This window comes from uncultured Serinicoccus sp. (assembly GCF_947487915.1).
GTDB lineage: Bacteria > Actinomycetota > Actinomycetes > Actinomycetales > Dermatophilaceae > Ornithinicoccus.
This window is the reverse complement of the sequence record NZ_CANKYH010000001.1, coordinates 225,887-247,118: the sequence shown is the minus strand read 5'-3', so window position 1 is coordinate 247,118 and position 21,232 is coordinate 225,887. Positions and strand designations below refer to the sequence as shown.

At 72.5% G+C, this 21,232-nt stretch carries 15 protein-coding genes; 10 read left to right on the top strand and 5 right to left on the bottom strand.

The features are described 5' to 3' along the window. The first annotated feature begins 28 nt into the window (after positions 1 to 28). The gene (dnaE, locus tag Q0795_RS00990; RefSeq protein ID WP_298885470.1) at positions 29 to 3,625 is read left to right on the top strand and encodes a DNA polymerase III subunit alpha; all 3,597 of its coding nucleotides are present in this window, start codon (positions 29 to 31) and stop codon (positions 3,623 to 3,625) included. 17 nt (positions 3,626 to 3,642) lie between these two features. Here dnaE and Q0795_RS00985 read toward each other — a convergent pair whose 3' ends face one another. Next, complete coding sequence (locus Q0795_RS00985; protein WP_298885468.1) at positions 3,643 to 3,921, bottom strand: hypothetical protein; 279 nt, start codon at positions 3,919 to 3,921, stop codon at positions 3,643 to 3,645. A 363-nt stretch (positions 3,922 to 4,284) separates the two neighbouring features. Then, positions 4,285 to 6,528, bottom strand: a complete 2,244-nt coding sequence (locus Q0795_RS00980) for a hypothetical protein (RefSeq protein ID WP_298885467.1) — start codon at positions 6,526 to 6,528, stop codon at positions 4,285 to 4,287. A gap of 86 nt (positions 6,529 to 6,614) precedes the next feature. On the opposite strand from Q0795_RS00980, the gene Q0795_RS00975 reads away from it, so the two are divergent. Together Q0795_RS00975 and Q0795_RS00970 are read left to right on the top strand one after the other, a co-directional pair. After that, positions 6,615 to 8,741, top strand: a complete 2,127-nt coding sequence (locus Q0795_RS00975) for a S9 family peptidase (RefSeq protein WP_298885465.1) — start codon at positions 6,615 to 6,617, stop codon at positions 8,739 to 8,741. Between the two features lie 107 nt (positions 8,742 to 8,848). Beyond that, entirely contained in the window at positions 8,849 to 10,408 is a 1,560-nt protein-coding gene (locus Q0795_RS00970; RefSeq protein ID WP_298885463.1) for an aldehyde dehydrogenase family protein, read from the top strand. Here Q0795_RS00970 and Q0795_RS00965 read toward each other — a convergent pair. Next, entirely contained in the window at positions 10,398 to 10,532 is a 135-nt protein-coding gene (locus Q0795_RS00965; RefSeq protein ID WP_298885461.1) for a hypothetical protein, read from the bottom strand. The genes Q0795_RS00970 and Q0795_RS00965 overlap by 11 nt on opposite strands. 18 nt (positions 10,533 to 10,550) lie before the next feature. Here Q0795_RS00965 and Q0795_RS00960 point away from each other — a divergent pair, with 18 nt between their 5' ends. From Q0795_RS00960 to Q0795_RS00945, 4 genes are read left to right on the top strand one after another with little or no spacing between them, the layout of a single operon-like run. Further along, a complete protein-coding gene (locus tag Q0795_RS00960) occupies positions 10,551 to 11,921 on the top strand; it encodes an aminotransferase class III-fold pyridoxal phosphate-dependent enzyme (protein WP_298885459.1) in 1,371 nt (456 codons plus the stop codon). A gap of 4 nt (positions 11,922 to 11,925) precedes the next feature. Then, positions 11,926 to 13,254, top strand: a complete 1,329-nt coding sequence (locus tag Q0795_RS00955; protein WP_298885457.1) for an aminotransferase class III-fold pyridoxal phosphate-dependent enzyme — start codon at positions 11,926 to 11,928, stop codon at positions 13,252 to 13,254. Between the two features lie 10 nt (positions 13,255 to 13,264). Beyond that, the gene (locus Q0795_RS00950; protein WP_298885455.1) at positions 13,265 to 13,516 is read left to right on the top strand and encodes an HIT family protein; all 252 of its coding nucleotides are present in this window, start codon (positions 13,265 to 13,267) and stop codon (positions 13,514 to 13,516) included. Then, positions 13,513 to 13,680 carry a hypothetical protein gene (locus Q0795_RS00945; RefSeq protein ID WP_298885453.1) on the top strand — a complete coding sequence of 56 codons (168 nt, stop codon included), beginning with the start codon at positions 13,513 to 13,515 and terminating at the stop codon, positions 13,678 to 13,680. Before Q0795_RS00950 ends, Q0795_RS00945 begins: the two co-directional genes overlap by 4 nt. Here the strand turns inward: Q0795_RS00945 and Q0795_RS00940 are convergent. Further along, positions 13,677 to 14,396, bottom strand: coding sequence for a potassium channel family protein (locus Q0795_RS00940; RefSeq protein ID WP_298885451.1), 720 nt, complete (start codon positions 14,394 to 14,396; stop codon positions 13,677 to 13,679). The genes Q0795_RS00945 and Q0795_RS00940 overlap by 4 nt on opposite strands. Positions 14,397 to 14,451: 55 nt before the next feature. Here Q0795_RS00940 and Q0795_RS00935 point away from each other — a divergent pair, with 55 nt between their 5' ends. Genes Q0795_RS00935 through Q0795_RS00925 form a run of 3 tightly spaced genes read left to right on the top strand, consistent with a single transcriptional unit; the run spans position 14,452 to position 19,762 of the window. Then, positions 14,452 to 17,985 (top strand): bifunctional RecB family nuclease/DEAD/DEAH box helicase, encoded by a 3,534-nt coding sequence (locus Q0795_RS00935; protein ID WP_298885449.1) that lies wholly within the window; start codon positions 14,452 to 14,454, stop codon positions 17,983 to 17,985. Then, positions 17,982 to 18,611 (top strand): class I SAM-dependent methyltransferase, encoded by a 630-nt coding sequence (locus tag Q0795_RS00930; RefSeq protein WP_298885448.1) that lies wholly within the window; start codon positions 17,982 to 17,984, stop codon positions 18,609 to 18,611. The genes Q0795_RS00935 and Q0795_RS00930 overlap by 4 nt, the downstream gene beginning before the upstream one ends. Continuing rightward, positions 18,608 to 19,762: a UbiA family prenyltransferase gene (locus tag Q0795_RS00925; protein WP_298885446.1), complete on the top strand. Its 1,155-nt coding sequence runs from the start codon at positions 18,608 to 18,610 to the stop codon at positions 19,760 to 19,762. Before Q0795_RS00930 ends, Q0795_RS00925 begins: the two co-directional genes overlap by 4 nt. Here Q0795_RS00925 and glnA read toward each other — a convergent pair. Continuing rightward, the gene (glnA, locus tag Q0795_RS00920) at positions 19,684 to 21,108 is read right to left on the bottom strand and encodes a type I glutamate--ammonia ligase (RefSeq protein WP_298885444.1); all 1,425 of its coding nucleotides are present in this window, start codon (positions 21,106 to 21,108) and stop codon (positions 19,684 to 19,686) included. The two genes, Q0795_RS00925 and glnA, sit on opposite strands and share 79 nt — an antisense overlap. Positions 21,109 to 21,232 lie beyond the last annotated feature (124 nt).

The window sequence follows — 21,232 nt, the reverse complement described above, 5'->3', positions numbered from 1 at the left end:
CAGCGACGCGAACTAGGATCTCGTCCTGATGTCAGCACCCACCAGCAGCAGCCCCCCGCGCGAGCAGAACTTCGTCCACCTGCACAACCACACCGAGTACTCCATGCTCGACGGTGCGGCGCGGATCACCGACATGTTCGACACGGCCGCCGAGCTGGGGATGCCGGCGATCGCGACGACCGACCACGGGTTCATCTTCGGCGCCTACGAGTTCTGGAAGACCGCCCAGCGCTACGACGTCAAGCCGATCATCGGGCTCGAGGCCTACGTCACCCCAGGCACCCACCGGACCGACAAGACCCGGGTGAAGTACGGCGACGGGGGGCGCGACGACGTCTCCGGAGGCGGCGCCTACACCCACATGACGCTGCTGGCGCGCAACAACAACGGCATGCACAACCTCTTCCGGATGGCCTCCCTGGCCTCGATGGAGGGTTACTACTTCAAGCCCCGCATGGACCGCGAGCTGCTGGAGACCTACGGCCAGGGCCTCATCGCGACCACCGGCTGCCCGTCCGGGGAGATCCAGACCCGGTTGCGGCTCGGGCAGTGGGACCAGGCGGTGCAGTACGCCTCGGACATGAAGGACATCTTCGGGGCGGACAACTACTTCCTCGAGCTCATGGACCACGGCATCCAGATCGAGCGGGTGGTCCGCCAGGACCTGCTCCGGCTGGCCCGGGAGCTGTCCCTGCCGCTGCTGGCGACCAACGACCTGCACTACACGCGCCAGGAGGACGCCAAGGCGCACTCGGCGCTGCTCTGCGTGCAGTCCGGCTCGACGATGCAGGACCCCAACCGGTTCCAGTTCAACGGCGACGGCTACTACCTCAAGTCGGCCGCCGAGATGCGCGACGTCTGGCGCGAGCTGCCCGAGGCCTGCGACAACACCCTGCTGGTGGCCGACCGCTGCGACATCTCCTTCACCGAGGGCGAGGGGCGCTACATGCCGCGCTTCCCGGTCCCGGAGGGCGAGGACGAGACCAGCTGGTTCATCAAGGAGGTCGAGACCGGCCTGCAGCGGCGCTACCCGGAGGGGGTCCCGGACTACGCGCGCAAGCAGGCGGCCTACGAGTCCGAGGTCATCATCGGCAAGGGCTACCCGGGCTACTTCCTCGTCGTCGCCGACTTCATCAACTGGGCCAAGAAGAACGGCATCAAGGTGGGCCCCGGCCGCGGCTCGGGTGCCGGCTCCATGTGCGCCTACGCCATGGGGATCACCGACCTCGACCCGATCCCGCACGGCCTGATCTTCGAGCGGTTCCTCAACCCCGAGCGCAAGTCGATGCCCGACTTCGACGTGGACTTCGACGACCGGCGCCGCTCGGAGGTCATCCGCTACGTCACCGAGAAGTACGGCGACGAGCGGGTCGCGATGATCGTCACCTACGGCACGATCAAGGCCAAGCAGGCGCTCAAGGACTCCTCCCGGGTCATGGGCTACCCCTTCGCCATGGGCGAGAGGCTCACCAAGGCGATGCCGCCCAGCGTCATGGGCAAGGACATCTCCCTGTCCGGGATCCAGGACCCGCAGCACAAGAGGTATGCCGAGGCCGGCGAGTTCCGCGAGCTGCTCGCCGAGGACGAGCACGCCGCCGAGGTGTTCGACACCGCCACCGGGCTGGAGGGACTGAAGCGGCAGTGGGGCGTGCACGCGGCCGGCGTCATCATGTCCAGCGAGCCGCTCATCGACGTCATCCCGATCATGCGCCGCGACCAGGACGGCCAGATCATCACCCAGTTCGACTACCCGACCTGCGAGTCGCTCGGGCTGGTCAAGATGGACTTCCTGGGGCTGCGCAACCTCACCGTCCTCGACGACGCGATCACCAACATCAGGGACAACCGGGGCCAGGACATCGACCTGGACGCGCTGTCCAAGGACATGACCGACCGGGCGACCTACGACCTGCTGAGCCGGGGCGACACGCTCGGGGTCTTCCAGCTCGACGGCAACGGGATGCGCCAGCTCCTGCGGCTCATGCAGCCGGACACCTTCGAGGACATCTCGGCGGCGCTCGCCCTCTACCGACCCGGCCCCATGGGCGTCAACGCCCACACCAACTTCGCCCTGCGCAAGAACGGCAAGCAGGAGAACACCCCGCTGGACCCCGAGCTCAAGGGCAAGCTGCAGCCGGAGATGGAGGAGGCCCTGCAGCCCATCCTGGAGAATACGTATGGGTTATGCATATACCAAGAGCAAGTGATGGAAATCGCCCAGAAGCTGGCGGGCTACACCCTGGGCAACGCCGACCTCCTGCGGCGGGCCATGGGCAAGAAGAAGAAGGAGGTGCTCGACGCCGAGTACATCCCCTTCTCGGACGGGATGAAGGCCAACGGCTACAGCGAGGCCTCCGTCGCCGCGCTGTGGGGCGTGCTCGTGCCGTTCTCCGACTACGCCTTCAACAAGGCGCACACCGCGGCCTACGGCGTCATCTCCTACTGGACCGGCTACCTCAAGGCCAACTACCCGGCCGAGTACATGGCTGCCCTGCTCACCAGCGTGGGTGACGACAAGGACAAGACCGCGCTCTACCTCGCCGAGTGCCGCCGGCTGCGGATCCCCGTGCTGCCGCCGGACGTCAACGAGTCGATCGGCACCTTCGCCGCGGTCGGCGACGACATCCGCTTCGGCATGCAGGCGATCCGCAACGTCGGGTCCAACGTGGTCCAGGCCATCGTCGCCACCCGCGAGGAGAAGGGCGCCTTCACCTCCTTCGAGGACTTCCTGCGCAAGTGCCCGGCCGTCGTGTGCAACAAGCGCACCATCGAGTCCCTGTGCAAGGCCGGGGCCTTCGACGGACTCGGCCACACCCGGCAGGGGCTGGTCACGGTGCACGAGCGGTATGTCGAGGCGCTCGCCGACGAGAAGAAGCAGGAGGCCATCGGCCAGGACAGCCTCTTCTCCGGGTTCTCCTTCGGTGACGACGAGGACGGCGGGGGCGAGCCGCTGCAGATCGTCACCCTCCCGCCCATCCCCGGCATCGAGTGGGACAAGACCGCCCGGTTGGCGTTCGAGCGGGAGATGCTGGGGCTCTACGTCTCCGACCACCCGCTCAACGGCATCGAACACATCCTGTCCCAGCACGCCAGCGCCTCCATCCTGCAGCTCATCGGCGAGGACGGCGCCAAGGACGGCGACTTCGTCACAGTCGCCGGGCTGATCACCAACCTGCAGCTCAAGCGCACCAAGAACGGCGACCCCTACGCGCGGGCCACCGTCGAGGACATGGCCGGCTCGCTCGACGTCGTTTTCTGGCCGAAGACCTACATGACGATCTCGACCATGCTGGCCGAGGACACCGTCGTGGTGGTCAAGGGCCGGCTGAAGAAGGACGACTCCACCGAGCTCATGGCCAACGAGATGATGCTCCCGGACATCAAGACCGGGCCGCGGGGGCCGGTCGTGCTGACCATGACCCCGACCCGCATCAACGACGTGCTGGCGCACCAGCTCAAGGGGGTGCTGGCCAACCACCCCGGCGCCACCGAGGTGCACGTCCGGCTGACCCAGCCCGGGCGCACCGTCCTCATCAAGCTCGACGAGGGCCTGCGCGTCACCGCGACCCCGGAGCTGTTCGGCGACCTCAAGGCCCTGCTGGGCTCCGCCAGCGTCGGCAGCTGAGGGTCTTCCCGCCGAGGTCAGGTGAGCCTGACGACGAACCCGCCCTCGTTGGGGTCCTGCTGGGCCGCCACGGCGGCGACGTGCGTGGTGCCGTCTGCCTCCAGGCGGGCCGCGACGGCGGCCTCGGCCACCTGCAGCGCGGTCATGGAGGGGTACCAGAGGACCTTCTGCTCGCTCGTGCGGCCGTCCGGGCCGCTCACGCTGAAATAGAAGTCGATACCGGAGCCCTGCCTCTGCTCGATCACGCGGTACGTCCCGGTGACCGAGCGGCTGGTCGACGTGCTCTGAATGGTCATGATGTGCCCCTCGTCCGTGGTTACTGACAAGGAACTTTACTCGTTCTTTACTCTTTCATGGGGAGAACTTGACCAAATTCCCAGTGTGACGCGCATCACGACATGCGCTCGCGGCGGTGGGAGGTCGATGCCGTACGGGCCCTTCGAATCCCTGCAGCCCCGCTGTCCCCACGCGTCGCACCGCGCGGGGACAAGTGCATCTGCCGGTGTTATACCTCTGGTGTCTGCGATCTTCTCGGCATCCTGTGACGCCTGATGTCGATGTGGCTCAGGAGTCGCCCGAACCCCGCCGTGCCTCGACGAGGAGGCCCGCGCCTCCCGCGAGAGCCCGCCGCGACCGCGAGGGTGCCGCCGCCGCGCCCCTCAGCCCGGTCCGGTCCCGGGCACGACCAGCGGCGGTGAGGTGGCGCGGAGCACGACCTCCGGACGGTCCAGGCGGCGCGCGGCGAGCTGCGCCCGCCAGCGCCCCGGCCCCGGCGCGACGCCGAAGTCCACCCGGGCCTCCCGCGTCGTCACCTCGGCCACCTGCTCAGCGCCGCAGGTGAGCGTGAACGTGTGCTCCAGCGGCCAGCCGGCCCGCTCCGCCCCCACCCGCCGCGCCACGAGCGCGCCGTGCTCGACCTCCAGGTGGCAGGAGACCCCGGGCTCGGTGCGGGGGTCGACCTCGAAGGTCTCCAGGCCCGCGGTCGGGGCGTTCGCGGCATACTCGTCCAGGGTCCGGACCGAGCCCGGCCCCCCGGTGCGCACCGGCGCGACCTGCACACGGTCCCGCCGCCGCCACGGCAGCCCACCCCCGGTCCGGACCGTCACCTCCAGGCAGGCCGGGGGATCGCCGGCGGGGGCGTCGAGGGCCCGCAGCAGCGAGGCCACCCGCACCACCGTGGTCGCCGGGTTGAGCGCCGAGGTGCTGACCAGGTCGGCGACGGAGGCCACGAAGGTGCTCGTGGCCTCCCGTGGCGCGAGCTCGTGCAGCCGCCACAGGTCGTGGACCGCCCTCGTCTGCGCGGCCGTGCGGATGTCGAAGCGCAGCGGCCCGCTGGTCCAGCCGCGCCGGAAGTGGTTGGGGTCCTCGGCGGCGAAGTAGTCCGGGACGCGCTCGCGGTCGAACGGTCCCCGCGGAGCCCGCGGGAGCGGGGAGGGGGCTCCGCCACGCTGCCGCCACAGCTCGGCCGGCCAGGTGCCGGAGGCGAACCGGTGCCGGTTGAGGTCCGGGCGCAGCCGCTCGACGACGTCGAAGGCGGCCAGCCCGAGGTCGCGCCCGGCAAAGGGGAGCAGGTGCGCCGCCCGCAGGAACTCCGGGGTCGCCAGCGGGTGGAGGGCCAGGCTGCGTCGGTGCGTCGAGTGGAGCACGTGCCCGAAGTGGGCGCGGTTGCGGTGCAGGCGGTAGTGCGCGTCGACCTGCTCGCCGACGGGTGCGTCCGCGAGGAGCGAGAAGGCCTCGACGACCGCGGCCTCGCCCGCCTCCCGGGCACCGGGCGGCAGCTCGGCGCCCGGGTGGAGCACCAGGCCGTGCAGCCGCCGCAGGTCCGCCTCCAGGGACGCGGTGGTCTGCCCCATCGCCGCGAAGGGTGCCCCGGTGCGGATGGCCCGGTATGCCGTCCGCAGCAGCTCGCCGGCGCCGCCGCGCACGGCGACGTAGGGGACGGTCGGCCACCTCAGCTGCCGCTCGGCCGAGGCCGCCCACTGGCTGCCGGCGTAGAAGCTCTGGTGGTGCTCGATGCTCTCGGCGAAGGACAGCATCCGGTCCTCGTAGTCCGGCTCGACGTACCACGGCCGCCCTGCGGCCCGCCGCAACTCGTCGGAGACGACGAGGTCGCGCCACAGCCCCGCGCGGCCCGCCGCGTCCGCCCACCGGCTCGGGTCCGCCGCCACGAAGCTCGTCCGGTCCAGCACGCCCGCGTGGTCCAGCAGCGCCAGCACGACGCGGCTGTCCTTGCCGCCCGAGGAGAAGACCCGCAGGTCCGGCACGGCGTCGCCGACCTGGGCCAGCAACCCGCTCGCGCGCTCGATGCCGGCATCCAGCAGCTCGTCGTAGCCGCGGCCGCGCGGGTCGGTGGTCATCGGTCTCGGCACGGTCCCGACCCCGCGGCCGGACACGACCAGCAGCTCGTCCGGGCGCAGGCACCGGACCCCCTGCACCAGGGTGCGCCGGGACCACTGGTTGCGCAGGAGCACGTGGTTCGAGGCCAGGGTGGTGTGCGCGACCGACCAGTCGACCTCGAGCGCCACGCCGTCGCCGCGCAGCCGGTCCACCACGGCGTCGAGGGTGGTGCCGAGGTAGACGTCCTGACCGGTGGCGCCGGGCTGCACCGACCAGAAGAGGTGCCCGAAGCCGTGGAAGTCGCTCATCGCCACCCAGGTGCGCTCCGCGTCGTCGCTCAGCAGGCCGACCCACTCCCCGGTGACGTCCGTGAGCAGGTCGAGGGGGTGCGCTCCCGGCGCGGGTCCGTAGACCTCGCTCACCTCCTCCGGCCCCAGGAGCAGCCCCTCGGCCTCGCGCAGCCGGACCCGCGCATACCGGGAGGGAGGCAGCTGCGGGGTGCTCCCGCGGCCCGCGCCGCGCACGACCCAGCAGGCCCGGCGGTGGCGGACGGGGCGGGTGATCATGATGTGCCGATGGTATGCCGACCCCGCCCGGACGGCGGCGGACGCGCACCCTCGACGACCCCGGGCTCCGGGGTAGCGTGGGGTGGGTGACCCATCAGCCCGCCCCGCCCCGTGCCACCCGTCTCGACGTCCTCCGTTCGCACCACGGCGAGGACGTCGTCGATCCCTACGAGTGGCTGCGGGACAAGACCGACCCGGACGTCATCGCCCACCTCGAGGCGGAGAACGCCTACACCGAGGCCCGCACCGCCCACCTGGGCGAGCTGCAGCAGAGCATCTTCGAGGAGATCAAGGGCCGGGTGCAGCAGACCGACCTGTCGGTCCCGGTCCGGCACCGCGACTGGTGGTACTACACCCGCACCATCGAGGGCGAGCAGTACGCCGTCCACGGGCGGGTCGCGGTCGGCGAGTCGCCGGAGCGGCCCGAGCTGGACCCGGGCGCGGCGCCCGAGGGGGAGGAGGTGCTGCTGGACGGCAACGCCGAGGCGCAGGGGGAGGAGTTCTTCAGCCTGGGGGCCTTCGACGTGACCCCGGCCGGGGACCGGCTCGCCTACGCGGTGGACACCACCGGCGACGAGCGCTTCGACCTCAAGGTCAAGGACCTCGCCAGCGGGGAGATCGTCGACGACGCCGTGCGGGGCATCGGCTACGGGACGGCGTGGAGCGCCGACGGGGGGCACCTGTTCTACGTCCGGGTCGACGACGCGTGGCGCCCGCACCAGGTCTGGCGCCACCGAGTCGGTGCTCCGGCGGAGGAGGACGTGCTGGTCCACCAGGAGGACGACGAGCGGTTCTGGATGGGGGTCGGCACCTCGCGCGACGACCGGCACGTCATCGTCTGGCTCGGCAGCAAGAACACCTCCGAGGTCCGGCTGGTCGACGCCGAGGAGCCCACCGGCGAGCTCCGGGTGGTCGCCCCCCGGGAGGAGGGCGTGGAGTACGACGTGGAGCCGGCGGGCGAGCGCCTGTGGATCATGCACAACCGGGACCACCGCGACTTCGAGCTCGCGGTCGCGCCGGCGACGACCACCTCGGCCCAGGACTGGTCGACGGTGGTGCCCGGCGAGGACGGGGTGCGGCTGGCCGGGGTGGAGGCCTTCGCCGGGCACCTCGTGCTGTCCCTGCGCCGGGACGGGCTGACCCAGCTGCAGGTCCTGCCCCTGTCCGGCCAGGGGCGCCCGGTGGGGGAGGGCTACCAGGTGCCGGTCGAGGAGCCGGTCTACACCATCGAGACCGGCACCAACCCGACCTACGAGACCGACACCCTGCAGGTGCTCGTCGAGTCGTTGGTCACCCCCCGCAGCGTCCTCGACCTCGACCTGGGCAGCGGGGAGCTCACCCTCGTCAAGCAGCAGCCCGTCCTGGGCGGCTACGACCCGGCGGACTACCAGCAGCAGCGGCTCTGGGCGACCGCGCAGGACGGCACGCAGATCCCCATCTCGCTGGTCGCCCGCCGCGACGCCGAGCCGGACGGGAGCCACCCGGGACTGCTCTACGGCTACGGCTCCTACGAGATCTCGGTGGACCCGCACTTCTCGATCTCCCGGCTGTCCTACCTCGACCGCGGCGTCGTGCACGCCGTCGCGCATGTCCGCGGCGGCGGGGAGATGGGCCGCGGGTGGTACGAGGAGGGGCGCATGGAGCACAAGACCAACACCTTCACCGACTTCGTCGCCTGCGCCGACCACCTGGTCGAGACCGGCTGGGTGGCGCCCGACCGGCTGGCCGCGGAGGGCCGCTCGGCCGGTGGGCTGCTCATGGGCGCCGTGCTCAACCTGGCCCCCGAGCGCTTCCGCGTGGTCCACGCCGGGGTCGCCTTCGTCGACGCGCTCACCACCATCCTGGACCCCTCGCTGCCGCTGACCGTGAGCGAGTGGGAGGAGTGGGGCAACCCGGTCGACTCGGCGCAGATCTACCAGCTCATGCGCTCCTACACCCCCTACGAGAACATCCGGCGGGTGGACTACCCGGCCATCCTGGCCACGACGGGGCTCAACGACACCCGCGTGTTCTTCGTCGAGCCGGCCAAGTGGGTGGCCAAGCTCCGGGAGACCGTCACCAGCGACCCCCAGGAGCGCCCGATCCTGCTCAAGACCGAGATGGTCGCCGGGCACGGCGGCAAGACGGGGCGGTACGACGCGTGGCGCGAGACCGCCTTCGAGATCGCCTTCGTCCTCGACCAGCTCGGCGCGAGGGAGCTCGTCGCCGGCTAGCGGCTCGGAGGATTTCCGGCGAATCGTGGATATGGCCGTCAATCGTCCTGTCGATCTGGCAAGATGGCGGATGAACTCGGCAATCTGCGAGATGTGAGGAGACGACGGTGTCCGAGCCCTACAAGGTGACCTACGCGACCCTGACCGCTGACAACGAAGACCTGCACACGGCATACGAGGCCGGTGTCGAGGTCGCCCGTGGCTGGCTCGGGGCGGAGATCTCCGCCCCCGGCGACCCCGCGCCCGGCGACCCCGTCGACGTCACCAGCCCCGCCGACCCCTCCGTGCTGGTCGCGCGGGTCCGGGCCGCCTCGCCCGGTGCCGTCGACGCTGCCGTGGACGCGGCCAGGGTGGCCGGTCGCGCCTGGGCGGCCACGCCCTGGCAGGAGCGGCTCCCGGTCCTGCGCGAGGTGGCCGACCTCATCAGCGAGCGCGCCAACGAGCTGGCGGCCCTGATGACCATGGAGGTCGGCAAGAACCGTCTGGAGGCGCTGGGCGACGTGGAGGAGTCGGCCGTCTTCTTCCGCTACTACTGCGACCAGGTGGAGAAGAACGGCGGCTTCGAGGCGGCGATGGAGCAGCTCTCCGCCACCGAGACCACCCGTTCGGTCCTGCGCCCGCACGGCGTCTGGGGCGTCATCAGCCCCTTCAACTTCCCCATGGCGCTCGCCGCCGGCCCCGCGGCCGCCGCGCTCGTCGCCGGCAACGCCGTCGTCCTCAAGCCCTCCGTGCAGGGCACCCACGTCGCGTGGAAGCTCTACGAGACCATGCTCGAGGGCGGGCTGCCCGAGGGACTCATGCAGATCCTCCCGGGCGGGGACGACGTCGGCAAGGCGGTCGTCGCGCACCCGGGCATCGACGGGCTGACCTTCACCGGCTCCTACGCGGGCGGGATGGCCGTCATGGACGCCTTCCGCGGCGACTACCCGCGCCCGGTCATCACCGAGATGGGCGGCAAGAACCCCACGATCGTCACCGCCAGCGCCGACCTCGAGGCCGCGGCGAAGGGCATCACCCGCTCCATCGCCGGTGCCTCGGGGCAGAAGTGCTCGGCCTGCTCGCGCGTCTACGTCGACGCGGCGGTCCACGACGAGCTGGTCCAGACCCTGGGCAAGGCGCTGGGGGCGGTCGTCGTCGGCGACCCGCTGGAGCGCGACACCTTCTGCGGACCGGTCATCGACGCCGAGGCCGTCGAGCGCTTCCGCGGGGCGGTCGAGCACGCCCGCGAGGCCGGCGGGACCGTCGTCGCCGGCGGCGAGGTCCTGCAGGGGACCGAGGGCCACCCCGGCTACTTCGTCCAGCCGACGCTCATCTCCGGCCTGCCCGCCGACGACGAGCTGTTCACCAGCGAGCTCTTCGTGCCGCTGGCCGTCGTGGCGCCCGTGGACGGGCTCGACGAGGCGCTGGAGCGCGCCAACGACACGGTCTTCGGGCTGACCGCCGGGCTGTTCGCCGGCGAGCAGGACGAGATCGACCGCTTCCTGTCGGGCATCGAGGCGGGCGTGGTCTACGTCAACCGCCCGGCCGGTGCCACGACCGGTGCGTGGCCGGGCGTGCAGCCCTTCGGCGGCTGGAAGGGCTCGGGCAGCTCGGGCAAGGCGGGCGGCGGCCTGCACTACGTCCAGCTCTTCATGCGCGAGCAGTCCCAGACCGTCGTCACCGGCTGAGCCGGGTCCCTCCGACCCCGTCCCACCACCGGTCACCGCCCGCCCCGGCCGTCCTCCCGAGCCGCCCCTCCCGGGCGAGCGCCGCGCAGGACCCGGCGGCACGGCATACCCCGACCTCACCCACGACCTCCAGGAGAGCCCCATGACCGACACCACCCTGGCCGAGCCGACCACCGACTGGGCCGACGCCTCCCGCCCGGTGCCCGACCTGCGCACCGAGCTCCCCGGTCCGCTGACCCGGGAGGTCGTCGCCGGCGACCAGGCCATCACCAGCCCGTCGTTGCCGCGCGCCTACCCCTTCGCCCCGCGGCGGGCGCGCGGCTGCCGCATCGAGGACGTCGACGGCAACCTCTTCCTCGACTTCAACGCCGGCATCGCGGTGAACTCCACCGGTCACGCCCACCCCGAGGTGGTGCGGGCGGTCCAGGACCAGGCGGCCGACCTGCTGCACTACTCGGCCAGCGACTTCTTTCTGCCGGTCTACTCGCAGATGTGCCACGCGCTCGCCCGGACCGCGCCGATGAGCGAGCCCGTGCGGGTCTTCCTCACCAACTCCGGCGCCGAGGCCGTCGAGGGTGCCCTGAAGCTCGCCCGCTACGCGACCAAGCGGCCCTACGTCATCAGCTTCTTCGGCGCCTTCCACGGCCGCACCATGGGGGCCGTCTCGCTCACCAGCTCCAAGCCGAAGTACCACCAGGGCTTCGGTCCGCTGCTGCCCGGCGTGCTGCACGTGCCCTACGCCGACCCGGCCAAGGTCGCCGCCGGTGAGGACGCCTCCGACACCGCGACCTTCGACGCCCTGGAGACGATCTTCCGCCACGACGTGGCCCCCAGCGAGGTGGCGGCGATCTTCGTCGAGCCGATCCAGGGCGAGGGCGGTTACATCGTCCCCGGCGAGGGCTGGATGCGGCGGCTGCGCGAGCTGTGCGACGAGCACGGCATCCTGCTGGTCGCCGACGAGGTGCAGTGCGGCATGGGTCGCACCGGCACCATGTGGGCGATCGAGCAGACCGGTGTCGAGCCGGACGTCCTGCTCTCCGCCAAGGGCATCGCCTCGGGCCTGCCCCTGGGGGCCTTCATCGCCAAGGCCTCGCTCATGGAGAGCTGGGGCACCGGCACCCACGGCTCCACCTACGGCGGCAGCCCCGTGCCGTGCGCGGCCGGGCTCGCGACGCTGCGCGTCATCGAGTCCGAGGGGCTGCTCGAGCACGCCCGCACCGTCGGCGAGCAGGTCCTCTCCGGGCTGCGCGAGATCCAGGCCGCCCACCCCGAGGCGGTCGTCGACGTCCGCGGCGTCGGTCTGATGATCGGCGTCGAGTTCGCCGACTCGGCCCTCTCGGCCGCCGTGCAGCAGGCCGCCTTCGAGCGTGGCCTGCTCGTGCTCGAGGCGGGCGAGAGCGTCGTGCGCATGTCGCCCCCGCTGGTCGTCACGCCGGAGGAGGCACGCACCGGCCTGCGCATCTTCGGGGAGGCCGTCGCGGCCGCTGCGGCTGCGGCGTCGCACGGCGGCTGACCCGATGGGCTCGCGGCACGTCTTCTCCCGGGGTGGCGGAGACCGGGTCCGCATCGACCACGGCGAGGGCGCGGTCCTCGTCGACGTCGACGGTCGCCGCTACCTCGACGCGGCCGGCGGCGCGGTCGTCGTGGGCGTCGGTCACGGGGTGGACGAGGTCGTGCAGGCCGCCGCCGCCCAGGCGTCCCGGGTCTCCTACGTGCACGGCTCGGCCTTCTCCAGCGAGGTGCTGGAGGAGTATGCCGACGCCCTCGCCCCGCTGCTGCCGCTGGAGGACCCGCGCATCTACCCCGTCTCCGGGGGGAGCGAGGCGGTGGAGTCGGCCCTGAAGATGGTCCGCGCCTACCACCTGGCCCGCGGGGAGGACCGGGACGTCGTCATCGGCCGCCGCGGTTCCTACCACGGCAACAGCAGGGGTGCCCTGAGCGTGTCCGGGCGGGCCGGGCTGCGGGCCCCCTACCTGCCCTGGCTCACCGGGGCCGAGCACACCAGCACCCCCTACGAGTACCGCTGCGCGTTCCCGGACACCCACCCGCACGGCTGCGGCGCGCGGCACGCACAGGTGCTGGAGGAGACCATCGAGCGCGTCGGCCCCGGGCGCGTCGCGGGCTTCGTGGCCGAGCCCGTCGCGGGTGCCGGGCTCGGGGCCTGCGTCCCGCCGGAGGACTACTGGCCGGCGGTGACCGAGGTATGCCGTCGCCACGGCGTCCTCGTCGTCGCCGACGAGGTCATGACCGGCTTCGGGCGCACCGGCCGGTGGTTCGCCAGCGAGCACTTCGGCCTGCGCCCGGACGTGCTCACGGCCGGGAAGGGCACCGCCTCGGGCTACTGGCCGCTGGGGCTCGCGGTCGTCAGCGGCCCGGTGCACGAGGTGCTGGCCCGCGCCGGGTTCGTCCACGGCTTCACCTACTCCCACCACGTCGTCGGGGCTGCCACCGGCCTGGCTGTCCTGCGCATCCTGCAGCGCGACGGCCTGGTCGAGGCGTCGGCCCGGCAGGGCGCCCGGCTGCACGACGCCCTCCACCGTCACCTCGCCCGGGTCCCCGGCATCGGCGACGTCCGCGGGCGCGGGCTGCTGCAGGCCGTCGAGCTGGTCGCGGACGAGGAGACCCGTGTGCCGCACCCGCGCGCCGAGCGGCTGGTCGAGCGGGTCACCGAGGCCTGTCGGGAGCAGGGGGTCATCGTCTACCCGAGCACCGGCTGCGCGGACGGGACGAACGGCGACCTGCTGCTGCTCGGCCCTCCGCTCGTGGTGAGCGACGACGAGGTCGACCAGATCGCCGCGGGGGTGGCCCGCGGCATACACCAGGTGCTCGGGGCCACCCACGGCTAGCGTGGGCGCCATGGCCTGCCTCTTCTGCCGCATCGTCGCCGGCGAGGAACCGGCGCAGACCGTGCTCGAGCGGGAGGAGGTCGTCGGCTTCCTCGACACCCGGCCGGTCTTCAAGGGGCACGTGCTGCTCGTGCCCCGGCGCCACGTCGACACCCTCACCGAGCTGCCCGACGACCTCGTGGTGCCGCTCTTCGGCGCCGCCCGCGACGTCGCGGGGGCGGTGCGGACGGCGCTGGGGCCCAGGGCAGCTTCGTGGCGATGAACAACGTGGTCAGTCAGTCGGTGCCGCACCTGCACGTGCACGTGGTGCCGCGGACGAAGGGTGACGGTCTGCGTGGCTTCTTCTGGCCGCGGACGAGGTACGACGGACCCGAGGGGGCCGACTACGCCGCCCGGTTGCGCGCGGTCCTGGACCCCGCCAGCTAGCCGTGGTCGGGGCCGCGCAGCCCGGCCAGCTCGGCCCGCAGCGCGCGGACCTCCTCGGTGAGCTCGGCGACGTCGGCCGCCGTGGCCGGCTGCCGGGTGGGGTCGGGCTCGGTGATCCGCTCGAGGAGCCACGACGCCAGGCTCGCCGTGACGATGCCGAGCAGAGCGATGCCGCACAGCATGAGACCCACGGCGAAGAGGCGCCCCTCGCCGGAGACGGGGGCGTAGTCGCCGTAGCCCACCGTCGTGACGGTCACGAAGGACCACCACAACGAGTCCTGCCAGGTCTGGATCGTCGCCTCGGGGTGCCCGCGCTCGGCGTTGAGCACCGCCAGGGAGGAGATGGTGACGACGAGGAGGGTGGCGGTGGTGACGTAGATCGCCACGTGCCCGCGCAGCTTCTTCCCGGCCACCTGGTGCACGAAGGTGAGGGCCGCGACGAGCCGCAGGGGCCGTAGCGCCGGCAGCGCCACCGCCGCGAGGTCCAGGGGGTGCCGGCGGACGAAGTCCCACCGCCGCGGCGCCACGGCCAGCCGGTAGGCGTAGTCCACGAGGAAGACGCCCCAGATGACGTCCTGGACCACCGTGCAGGTGCGCAGGACGCTCGACGGCAGCGTCGGGTTGACGATGGGGACGGCGAACGCCACGAGGAAGACGAGGGCGGCGATCATCAGCGGGGTCTGGGTGCGCGACTCCCAACGCTCCAGGCGGTTCATGCCCGACATGATCCCAGGCCCGGCCCCGAGGACCGGGACGGCGATGGGGTTGTCGGTGCCGTGTGCGAGGCTGGACGCGCCGGAGGAGGTGGAGCCGATGCTCGTGCTGGGACCGCAGCGGGTGGTGTGGAGCCCGTCGGACCTGCGTGCGGCACTGACGTGCGAGTATGCCTTCCTGCGGCACGTCGACGCGTCGCTGGGGCGGGTGCCGCGCCCGGAGCTCGAGCCACGCCGCGACCCCGTGCGCGACCTGCTCGCCCGGCTGGGGGACCGGCACGAGGCCGAGCTGCTCACGGCATACCGGGACCGGGGCGGGCTCCTGGAGCTGGCGCGACCGGTCCCGCCGCTGTCGGTGGAGTCGCTGCGGGAGGCTGCCGGGGCGTCGCGCGTCGCGCTCGCCGGTGACGCCCGGGCGGTGTCCCAGGCGTGTCTCTTCGACGGGCGGATGCTCGGCTTCGCCGACGTGCTCGAGCGCGCGGACGACGGCTGGCGGGTGTGCGACGCCAAGCTCGCCCGCTCGGAGTCGGCGCTCGCGCTGGTCCAGCTCGGGGCCTACGCCGACCAGCTCCAGCGGTCGGGGGTGCCGGTCTCCGCCACCGCCAGCCTGCTGCTCGGCTCGGGCGAGCGACGCGACCTGCCGACCGACGACCTCGTCTCGGTCTTCTCCGAGGTGCGTGGACGGTTCGAGCCGTTCCTGCGGGCGCACCTGGAGGGGAGCGACCCGGTGCGCTGGGGCGAGGACCGGTATGCCGTGTGCGGGCGGTGCGAGGACTGCCTGGCCGCCGCCGCGGCGGCCGACGACGTGCTCCTCGTCGCCGGGGTGGACGCGCGGCGACGCGCGCGCCTGCGGGAGGAGGGCATCGAGACCGTGGCGGACCTGGCCGGCGCCGCCACGGCACCGGAGGGGATCCTGACCGCCACCTTCGACCGGCTGCGCGACCAGGCGGGGCTGCAGGCGCGGGCCGGCCGCGGCACTGCCGTGACTCACCGGCTGACCGGCTCGGCCGCGCAGACCCTGGCGCTGCTGCCTGCTCCCAGCGAGGGCGACCTCTTCTTCGACTTCGAGGGCGACCCGCACCACGACGAGGGCGACCGGGCCCACGCGGGTCTGCAGTACCTCTGGGGCGTGCTCGACGCGACGGGCCGTTACACGCCGACCTGGGCGCACTCCTTCGCCGCCGAGCGCGCTGCCTTCGTCGCCTTCGTCGACGACCTGCAGCAGCGACGCCGCCGGTGGCCGGACCTGCACGTCTACCACTATGCCCCCTACGAGACCAGCGCCCTCAAGGCCATGGCGATGCGCTACCGGGTGCGCGAGGAGGAGCTCGACGACCTCCTGCGGGCCGAGGTCTTCGTCGACCTCTACGCCGTCGTGCGCGGCTCGGTCCTCGTCGCTGCCCCCTCCTACAGCATCAAGAAGCTGGAGCCGCTCTACATGGGCTCCGAGCTGCGCCCGGAGGACGGCGTGAGCTCCGGCGACGCCTCGATCCTGGCCTACCACGAGTTCCGCATCCTGGAGGAGGCCGACCCCGCAGAGGCGACCCGGCGGCTGGACGACCTGGCCGACTACAACCGCTACGACTGCGTCTCCACGCTGCGACTGCGCGACTGGTTGCTGGAGCGGGCCGAGGAGGCCGGGGTGCGCGACCAGGTCCTGCCCCGGGTGATCGAGCCGCAGGCCCGGGAGAGCGCCGCGCAGGACAGCGCGCTGGAGGAGGCGCTGCAGGCGCGCGCCGGGGCCGGTCCACCACCGGAGCGCTCCGCGCAGGAGCAGGCCTGGGCCATGCTGGCCACGGCGATCGGCTACCACCGGCGGGAGGACAAGCAGTTCTGGTGGGGCCACTTCGACCGGCTCCAGCACCCCCTGGAGAGCTGGGCGCGCACCCGTGACGTCTTCGCCGTCGAGTCCGTCGAGGTGGTGGCCGACTGGACCCCGCCGGAGGGCAAGGCCCGCCACTGGCGGCGCACCCTGCGGTTGGTGGGGGACTGGGCGCCGGGGAGCAGGGCCCGGCGCGCGCAGGTGGTCTACGCCTCGCCGGGTCCCGCGCGGACCGCAGGTCCGGACGGGGCGCCCTACGCCGCGGCGCGTGCCGACGCGATCGAGCCTGACGCCGACGACCCGCGGGTGGTCCTGCTCGTCGAGGCCCGATCGCCGGACGACGTCTTCGACGACCTGCCCGTGGCGCTAATCCCCGAGCCACCGCCCCGGCCCGACCCGATCCCGGCTGCCATCGCCGCGGTGGCCGGCGACGCCCTGGCCCACCCGGAGCTGCCCGGGGGAGCGGCGCTCGACCTGCTGGCCCGGCGTCTGCCGAGGCTGCGCGAGGGTGGTCGGCTGCCGCACGGGTCTGGTGCGGGCGCCCTCGGTGACATCGTCACGGCGCTCCTGGCGATGGACGACTCCTACGTCGCCGTGCAGGGCCCGCCCGGAACGGGGAAGACCTGGACCGGGTCGCGGGTCATCCGCCGGCTCGTGGAGGAGCACGGCTGGCGGGTCGGCGTGGTGGCGCAGTCGCACCTCGTCGTCGAGAACGTCCTCGGTGCCGTCGTGCGGGCGGGTCTCGACGCGACCCTGGTCGCCAAGTCGGCACCGAAGAGCGCCGACCCGACCTGGTCCACCCTGACGGATACGACGGCGGCGCGCGCGGCATACCTCGAGGAGCACCGGGGGACCGGGTGCGTCCTCGGCGGCACCGCCTGGACCTTCTCCCACCCCGACCTGGTCGAGCCCGGCGGCCTGGACCTGCTCGTCATCGACGAGGCCGGGCAGTTCGCGCTGGCCCCGACCGTCGGGGCCTCGCGGTCCGCGCACCGGCTCCTGCTGCTGGGCGACCCGCAGCAGCTGCCGCAGGTGAGCCAGGGCACGCACGCCGAGCCCGTGGACGAGTCGGCGCTGGGCTGGCTCATGGGGAAGGACTCGACCCTGCCGCCGGAGCGGGGGTACTTCCTGGAGCACACCTACCGCATGCACCCCGCGGTCACCGCGCCGGTCTCCGCCCTGGCGTACGCCGGCCAGCTCAGCTCCGCCGACCCCCCGTCCCGGCGACGGCTCGAGGGCCGTGCACCAGGTCTGGAGGTCGTGCGGCTCGAGCACCGGGGCAACCGCACGGAGTCGCCGGAGGAGGCGGCCGAGGTGGTGCGCCAGGTGCGGGCGCACCTCGGGGCCACCTGGACCGATCCCGAGGACCACTCCGGGCCACGAGCGCTGGGGCAGCGTGACGTTCTCGTCGTCGCGCCCTACAACGCGCAGGTGGCGCTCGTCCGGACGCACCTGGCCGAGGCCGGGCTGGGGCAGGTCCGGGTCGGGACGGTCGACGCGTTCCAGGGGCAGGAGGCCGTCGTCGCGATCCTGTCGATGACCGCCTCCTCCGCCGCCGACGTGCCGCGCGGCATGGGCTTCCTGCTGAGCCGCAACCGGCTCAACGTGGCGATCTCCCGCGCGCAGTGGCGGGCCGTGCTCATCCGCTCCGAGGCGCTCACCGCCCACCTGCCCTCCAGCCCGCACGCCGTGCTCCAGCTGGGGGCCTTCATCGGCCTGTGCGACGCAGGGGCGGGTGCCGACGTGGTCGCGGACGAGCTGGCGGGGTGAGGGTGGACCGCTACGGCGCGCTCACCGCCCGCACCTACGACCTGCTCTCCGGTGAGCCGGTGTATGCCGTGGGGCGGCACCTCGCCGTCCCGGCGCTGCGGCTGCGACCCGGCCACCGGGTGCTGGACCTCGGGTGCGGGACGGGGCTGAACCTCCCGGCGCTCCTGCACGGTGTCGGCCCGACGGGCACGGTCGTGGGCCTGGACCGCAGCCCGGCGATGCTGGAGGTGGCCGGCCGCAAGCGAGCCTCGTCGACGGGTCCGGGCCGGCTGCGGTTGGTGCAGGGGGACATGGCCGACCCGGAGGCGCTGCGGGAGGCTGCCGGGGGCCAGCCCTTCGACGCCGTCATCGCGACCTATGCGCTGTCGCTGACCCCCGACCCGGCAGCGGTGTGGCGCTCGGTCACCGGTGTGCTCCGGCCGGGCGCAGGCGTCGCCGTCGTCGACATGGCCCGGCCCACCGGCGCCGCGGCCTGGTCCGCGCCGCTGGCCCGGCTCGCCTGCCGGCTCGGCGGCGCCGACATCGACGCCCACCCCTGGGTGGTCGTCGAGCCGGAACTGACCCGGACCCGACGCTGGCGCCGTCGGGGCGGCCACGTGCGGGTGCTCGTCGGCACGTGGCGGTGAGCCACGGCGGACCCGCCGGGCCGACCTCGGTGCGGCTGCGCGCGGCCGTCCGGATGAGCCGCCCCGACCAGGTGCTGCTCATCCTCGCGGTCTACGCCGTGGGCTGGGTCGCGGGGACGGCGGGGGTAGGGGCCGGTGGGGCGGCGCTGCCCCGGCCCGGCGCCGTCCTCACCGCTCTGGTGGTCCTCGCGGTCGCGACCAGCGTGCACGTGGTCAACGAGTTCGCCGATGTGCAGACCGATGTCCGCACCGTCCGCACCCGGTTCTCCGGCGGCAGCGGGGCCCTGCAGGAGCACGGACTGCCCGCCGTGTTCGCGCTGCGCGTCGCCGTCGTGGCGGCAGCACTCGCCGCGGTGCTGACAGTCCTCGGACTGGCGACCGGCACGGTGAGCGGGCTGGTGGCCCTGCTGCTCACGCTCGGCCTGGTGGGCGGATGGGCCTACTCCGTCGGGCCCTGGCCGTTCTCGCGGCACGGGTGGGGGGAGGTGGCCAACGCGCTCCTGGGCGGCCTGCTGCTGCCGGCCACCGGGGCCGTGGTCGCCGGTGCTGCGCTCGGGCCGGGGTTGCTCACCTTTCTCCCCTTCGCCCTCCTGACCTTCGTCAACCTGCTCGAGACGCAGTGGGCAGACCGCGACGCCGACCGCGCGGCGGGCAAGCACACGCTGGCCACCCGGCTGCCGGCCCCGACGCTGCGGCGACTCGGGGCGGTGACCGGTGTGACGGCATACGGTCTGAGCCTGGTCGTCCACCCGTGGCCGGTCGCGCTCGCCGGCCTCCTCGCGGCCCCCCTGTCGGCCCTCGGCGTCCACCGCCTCACACGGCGCAGCGGGGGCCGGGCAGGCCGACCATCAGCCGGTCCGTCAACCAGGCGCCGGTACGTCATCCATCAGCCTCGACGAGGGGGCTGTCAGATGACGTTACGGCCGTCAGCTGACGTACCGGCCGACAGACGGCATACCGGCTGGGGAGACACCCCCGAGAACTCGTCCCCTGCAGACGCGGCGGAGGGCAGACAGCTCGTTCCTCGCTGCCTGCCCTCCGCCGACGCGATTCGTCAGCTGTCGACGCCTGATCAGATGTCGAAGTACAGCTCGAACTCGTGCGGGTGCGGCCGCAGCCGGGTCGGCTGGATCTCGTTGGCGCGCTTGTAGTCGACCCAGGCGCCGAGCAGGTCCTCGGTGAAGACCTCGCCCTCGGTGAGGAAGGCGTGGTCGTCCTCCAGCGCGTTGAGCACGTCCGGCAGGTTCGTCGGGAGCTGGTCGATGTCGGCCATCTCCTCCGGGGGGAGCTCGTAGAGGTCCTTGTCCACCGGCTCCGGCGGCTCGATGCGGTTCTTGATCCCGTCCAGGCCGGCCATGAGCTGGGCGGAGAAGGCGAGGTAGGGGTTCGCCGAGGGGTCGGGAACGCGGTACTCCACCCGCTTGGCCTTGGCCGAGGCCCCGGTGATGGGGATCCGGACGCAGGCCGAACGGTTGCGCGCCGAGTAGACGAGGTTGATCGGCGCCTCGAAACCCGGCACCAGGCGGTGGTAGGAGTTCAGCGAGGGGTTGGTGAAGGCCAGCAGCGCCGGGCCGTGGGAGAGCAGGCCACCGATGTACCACCGGGCGATGTCGGAGAGACCGCCGTAGCCGTTCTCGTCGTAGAACAGCGGCTCGCCGTCCTTCCACAGGCTCTGGTGGGTGTGCATCCCCGAGCCGTTGTCGCCGAAGACCGGCTTCGGCATGAAGGTCGCCGTCTTGCCCGCCGCCCAGGCGGTGTTCTTGATGACGTACTTGAACTTCATGAGGTCGTCACCGGAGTGGAGCAGGGTGTTGAACTTGTAGTTGATCTCCTGCTGCCCGGCGGTACCGACCTCGTGGTGGGCGCGCTCGACGTCCAGGCCGACGGTGTCCAGGTTGAGCACCATGCGGTCGCGGATGTCGGCGAAGTGGTCCACCGGCGGCACCGGGAAGTAGCCGCCCTTGAACCGGGGCTTGTAGCCGCGGTTGCCGCCCTCCTCGGCGCGGCCCGTGTTCCAGGCCGCCTCCACCGAGTCGATGTGGTAGTAACCCCCGCTGGGGCCGGTCGAGAAGCGCACGTCGTCGAAGACGTAGAACTCGGCCTCGGCACCGAAGTATGCGGTGTCCGCGATCCCGGTCGAGCGCAGGTGCTCCTCGGCCCGCCGCGCGATCTGCCGCGGGTCGCGCTCGTACGGCTCGTCGGTGAAGGGGTCGACGATCGAGAAGTTCATGACGAGCGTCTTCTCGACCCGGAACGGGTCGACGTAGGCCGTCTGCGGGTCCGGGATGAGCTTCATGTCCGACTCGTGGATCGACTTGAAGCCGCGGATCGACGAGCCGTCGAACATCTGGCCGGTGTCGAAGGCGTCCTGGTCGAACGTCTGGGCCGGCACGTTGAAGTGCTGCATGACACCGGGCAGGTCACAGAACCTGATGTCGATGAACTTGACGTCCTCGTCCTTGATGTAGGCGAGCACCTCGTCGGCATTGCTGAACATGGAGTTCCTCCTGTCGCGGACCGGGCGACGACTCGGGGTTACGGGTCCGGTGACCCTCAACCTACGTGGAGGCGGTTTCCGCCGGGTCACTCGGGTGTTACGCCGGTGTTACGCACCTGCATAC

Bases quoted from the DNA above. Each gene is read 5' to 3' on its own strand.
- dnaE (WP_298885470.1), top strand. From the start codon at position 29: ATGTCAGCACCCACCAGCAGCAGCCCCCCGCGCGAGCAGAACTTCGTC.
- Q0795_RS00985 (WP_298885468.1), bottom strand. From the start codon at position 3,921: ATGACCATTCAGAGCACGTCGACCAGCCGCTCGGTCACCGGGACGTAC.
- Q0795_RS00980 (WP_298885467.1), bottom strand. From the start codon at position 6,528: ATGATCACCCGCCCCGTCCGCCACCGCCGGGCCTGCTGGGTCGTGCGC.
- Q0795_RS00960 (WP_298885459.1), top strand. From the start codon at position 10,551: ATGACCGACACCACCCTGGCCGAGCCGACCACCGACTGGGCCGACGCC.
- Q0795_RS00955 (WP_298885457.1), top strand. From the start codon at position 11,926: ATGGGCTCGCGGCACGTCTTCTCCCGGGGTGGCGGAGACCGGGTCCGC.
- Q0795_RS00950 (WP_298885455.1), top strand. From the start codon at position 13,265: ATGGCCTGCCTCTTCTGCCGCATCGTCGCCGGCGAGGAACCGGCGCAG.
- Q0795_RS00945 (WP_298885453.1), top strand. From the start codon at position 13,513: ATGAACAACGTGGTCAGTCAGTCGGTGCCGCACCTGCACGTGCACGTG.
- Q0795_RS00940 (WP_298885451.1), bottom strand. From the start codon at position 14,396: ATGAACCGCCTGGAGCGTTGGGAGTCGCGCACCCAGACCCCGCTGATG.
- glnA (WP_298885444.1), bottom strand. From the start codon at position 21,108: ATGTTCAGCAATGCCGACGAGGTGCTCGCCTACATCAAGGACGAGGAC.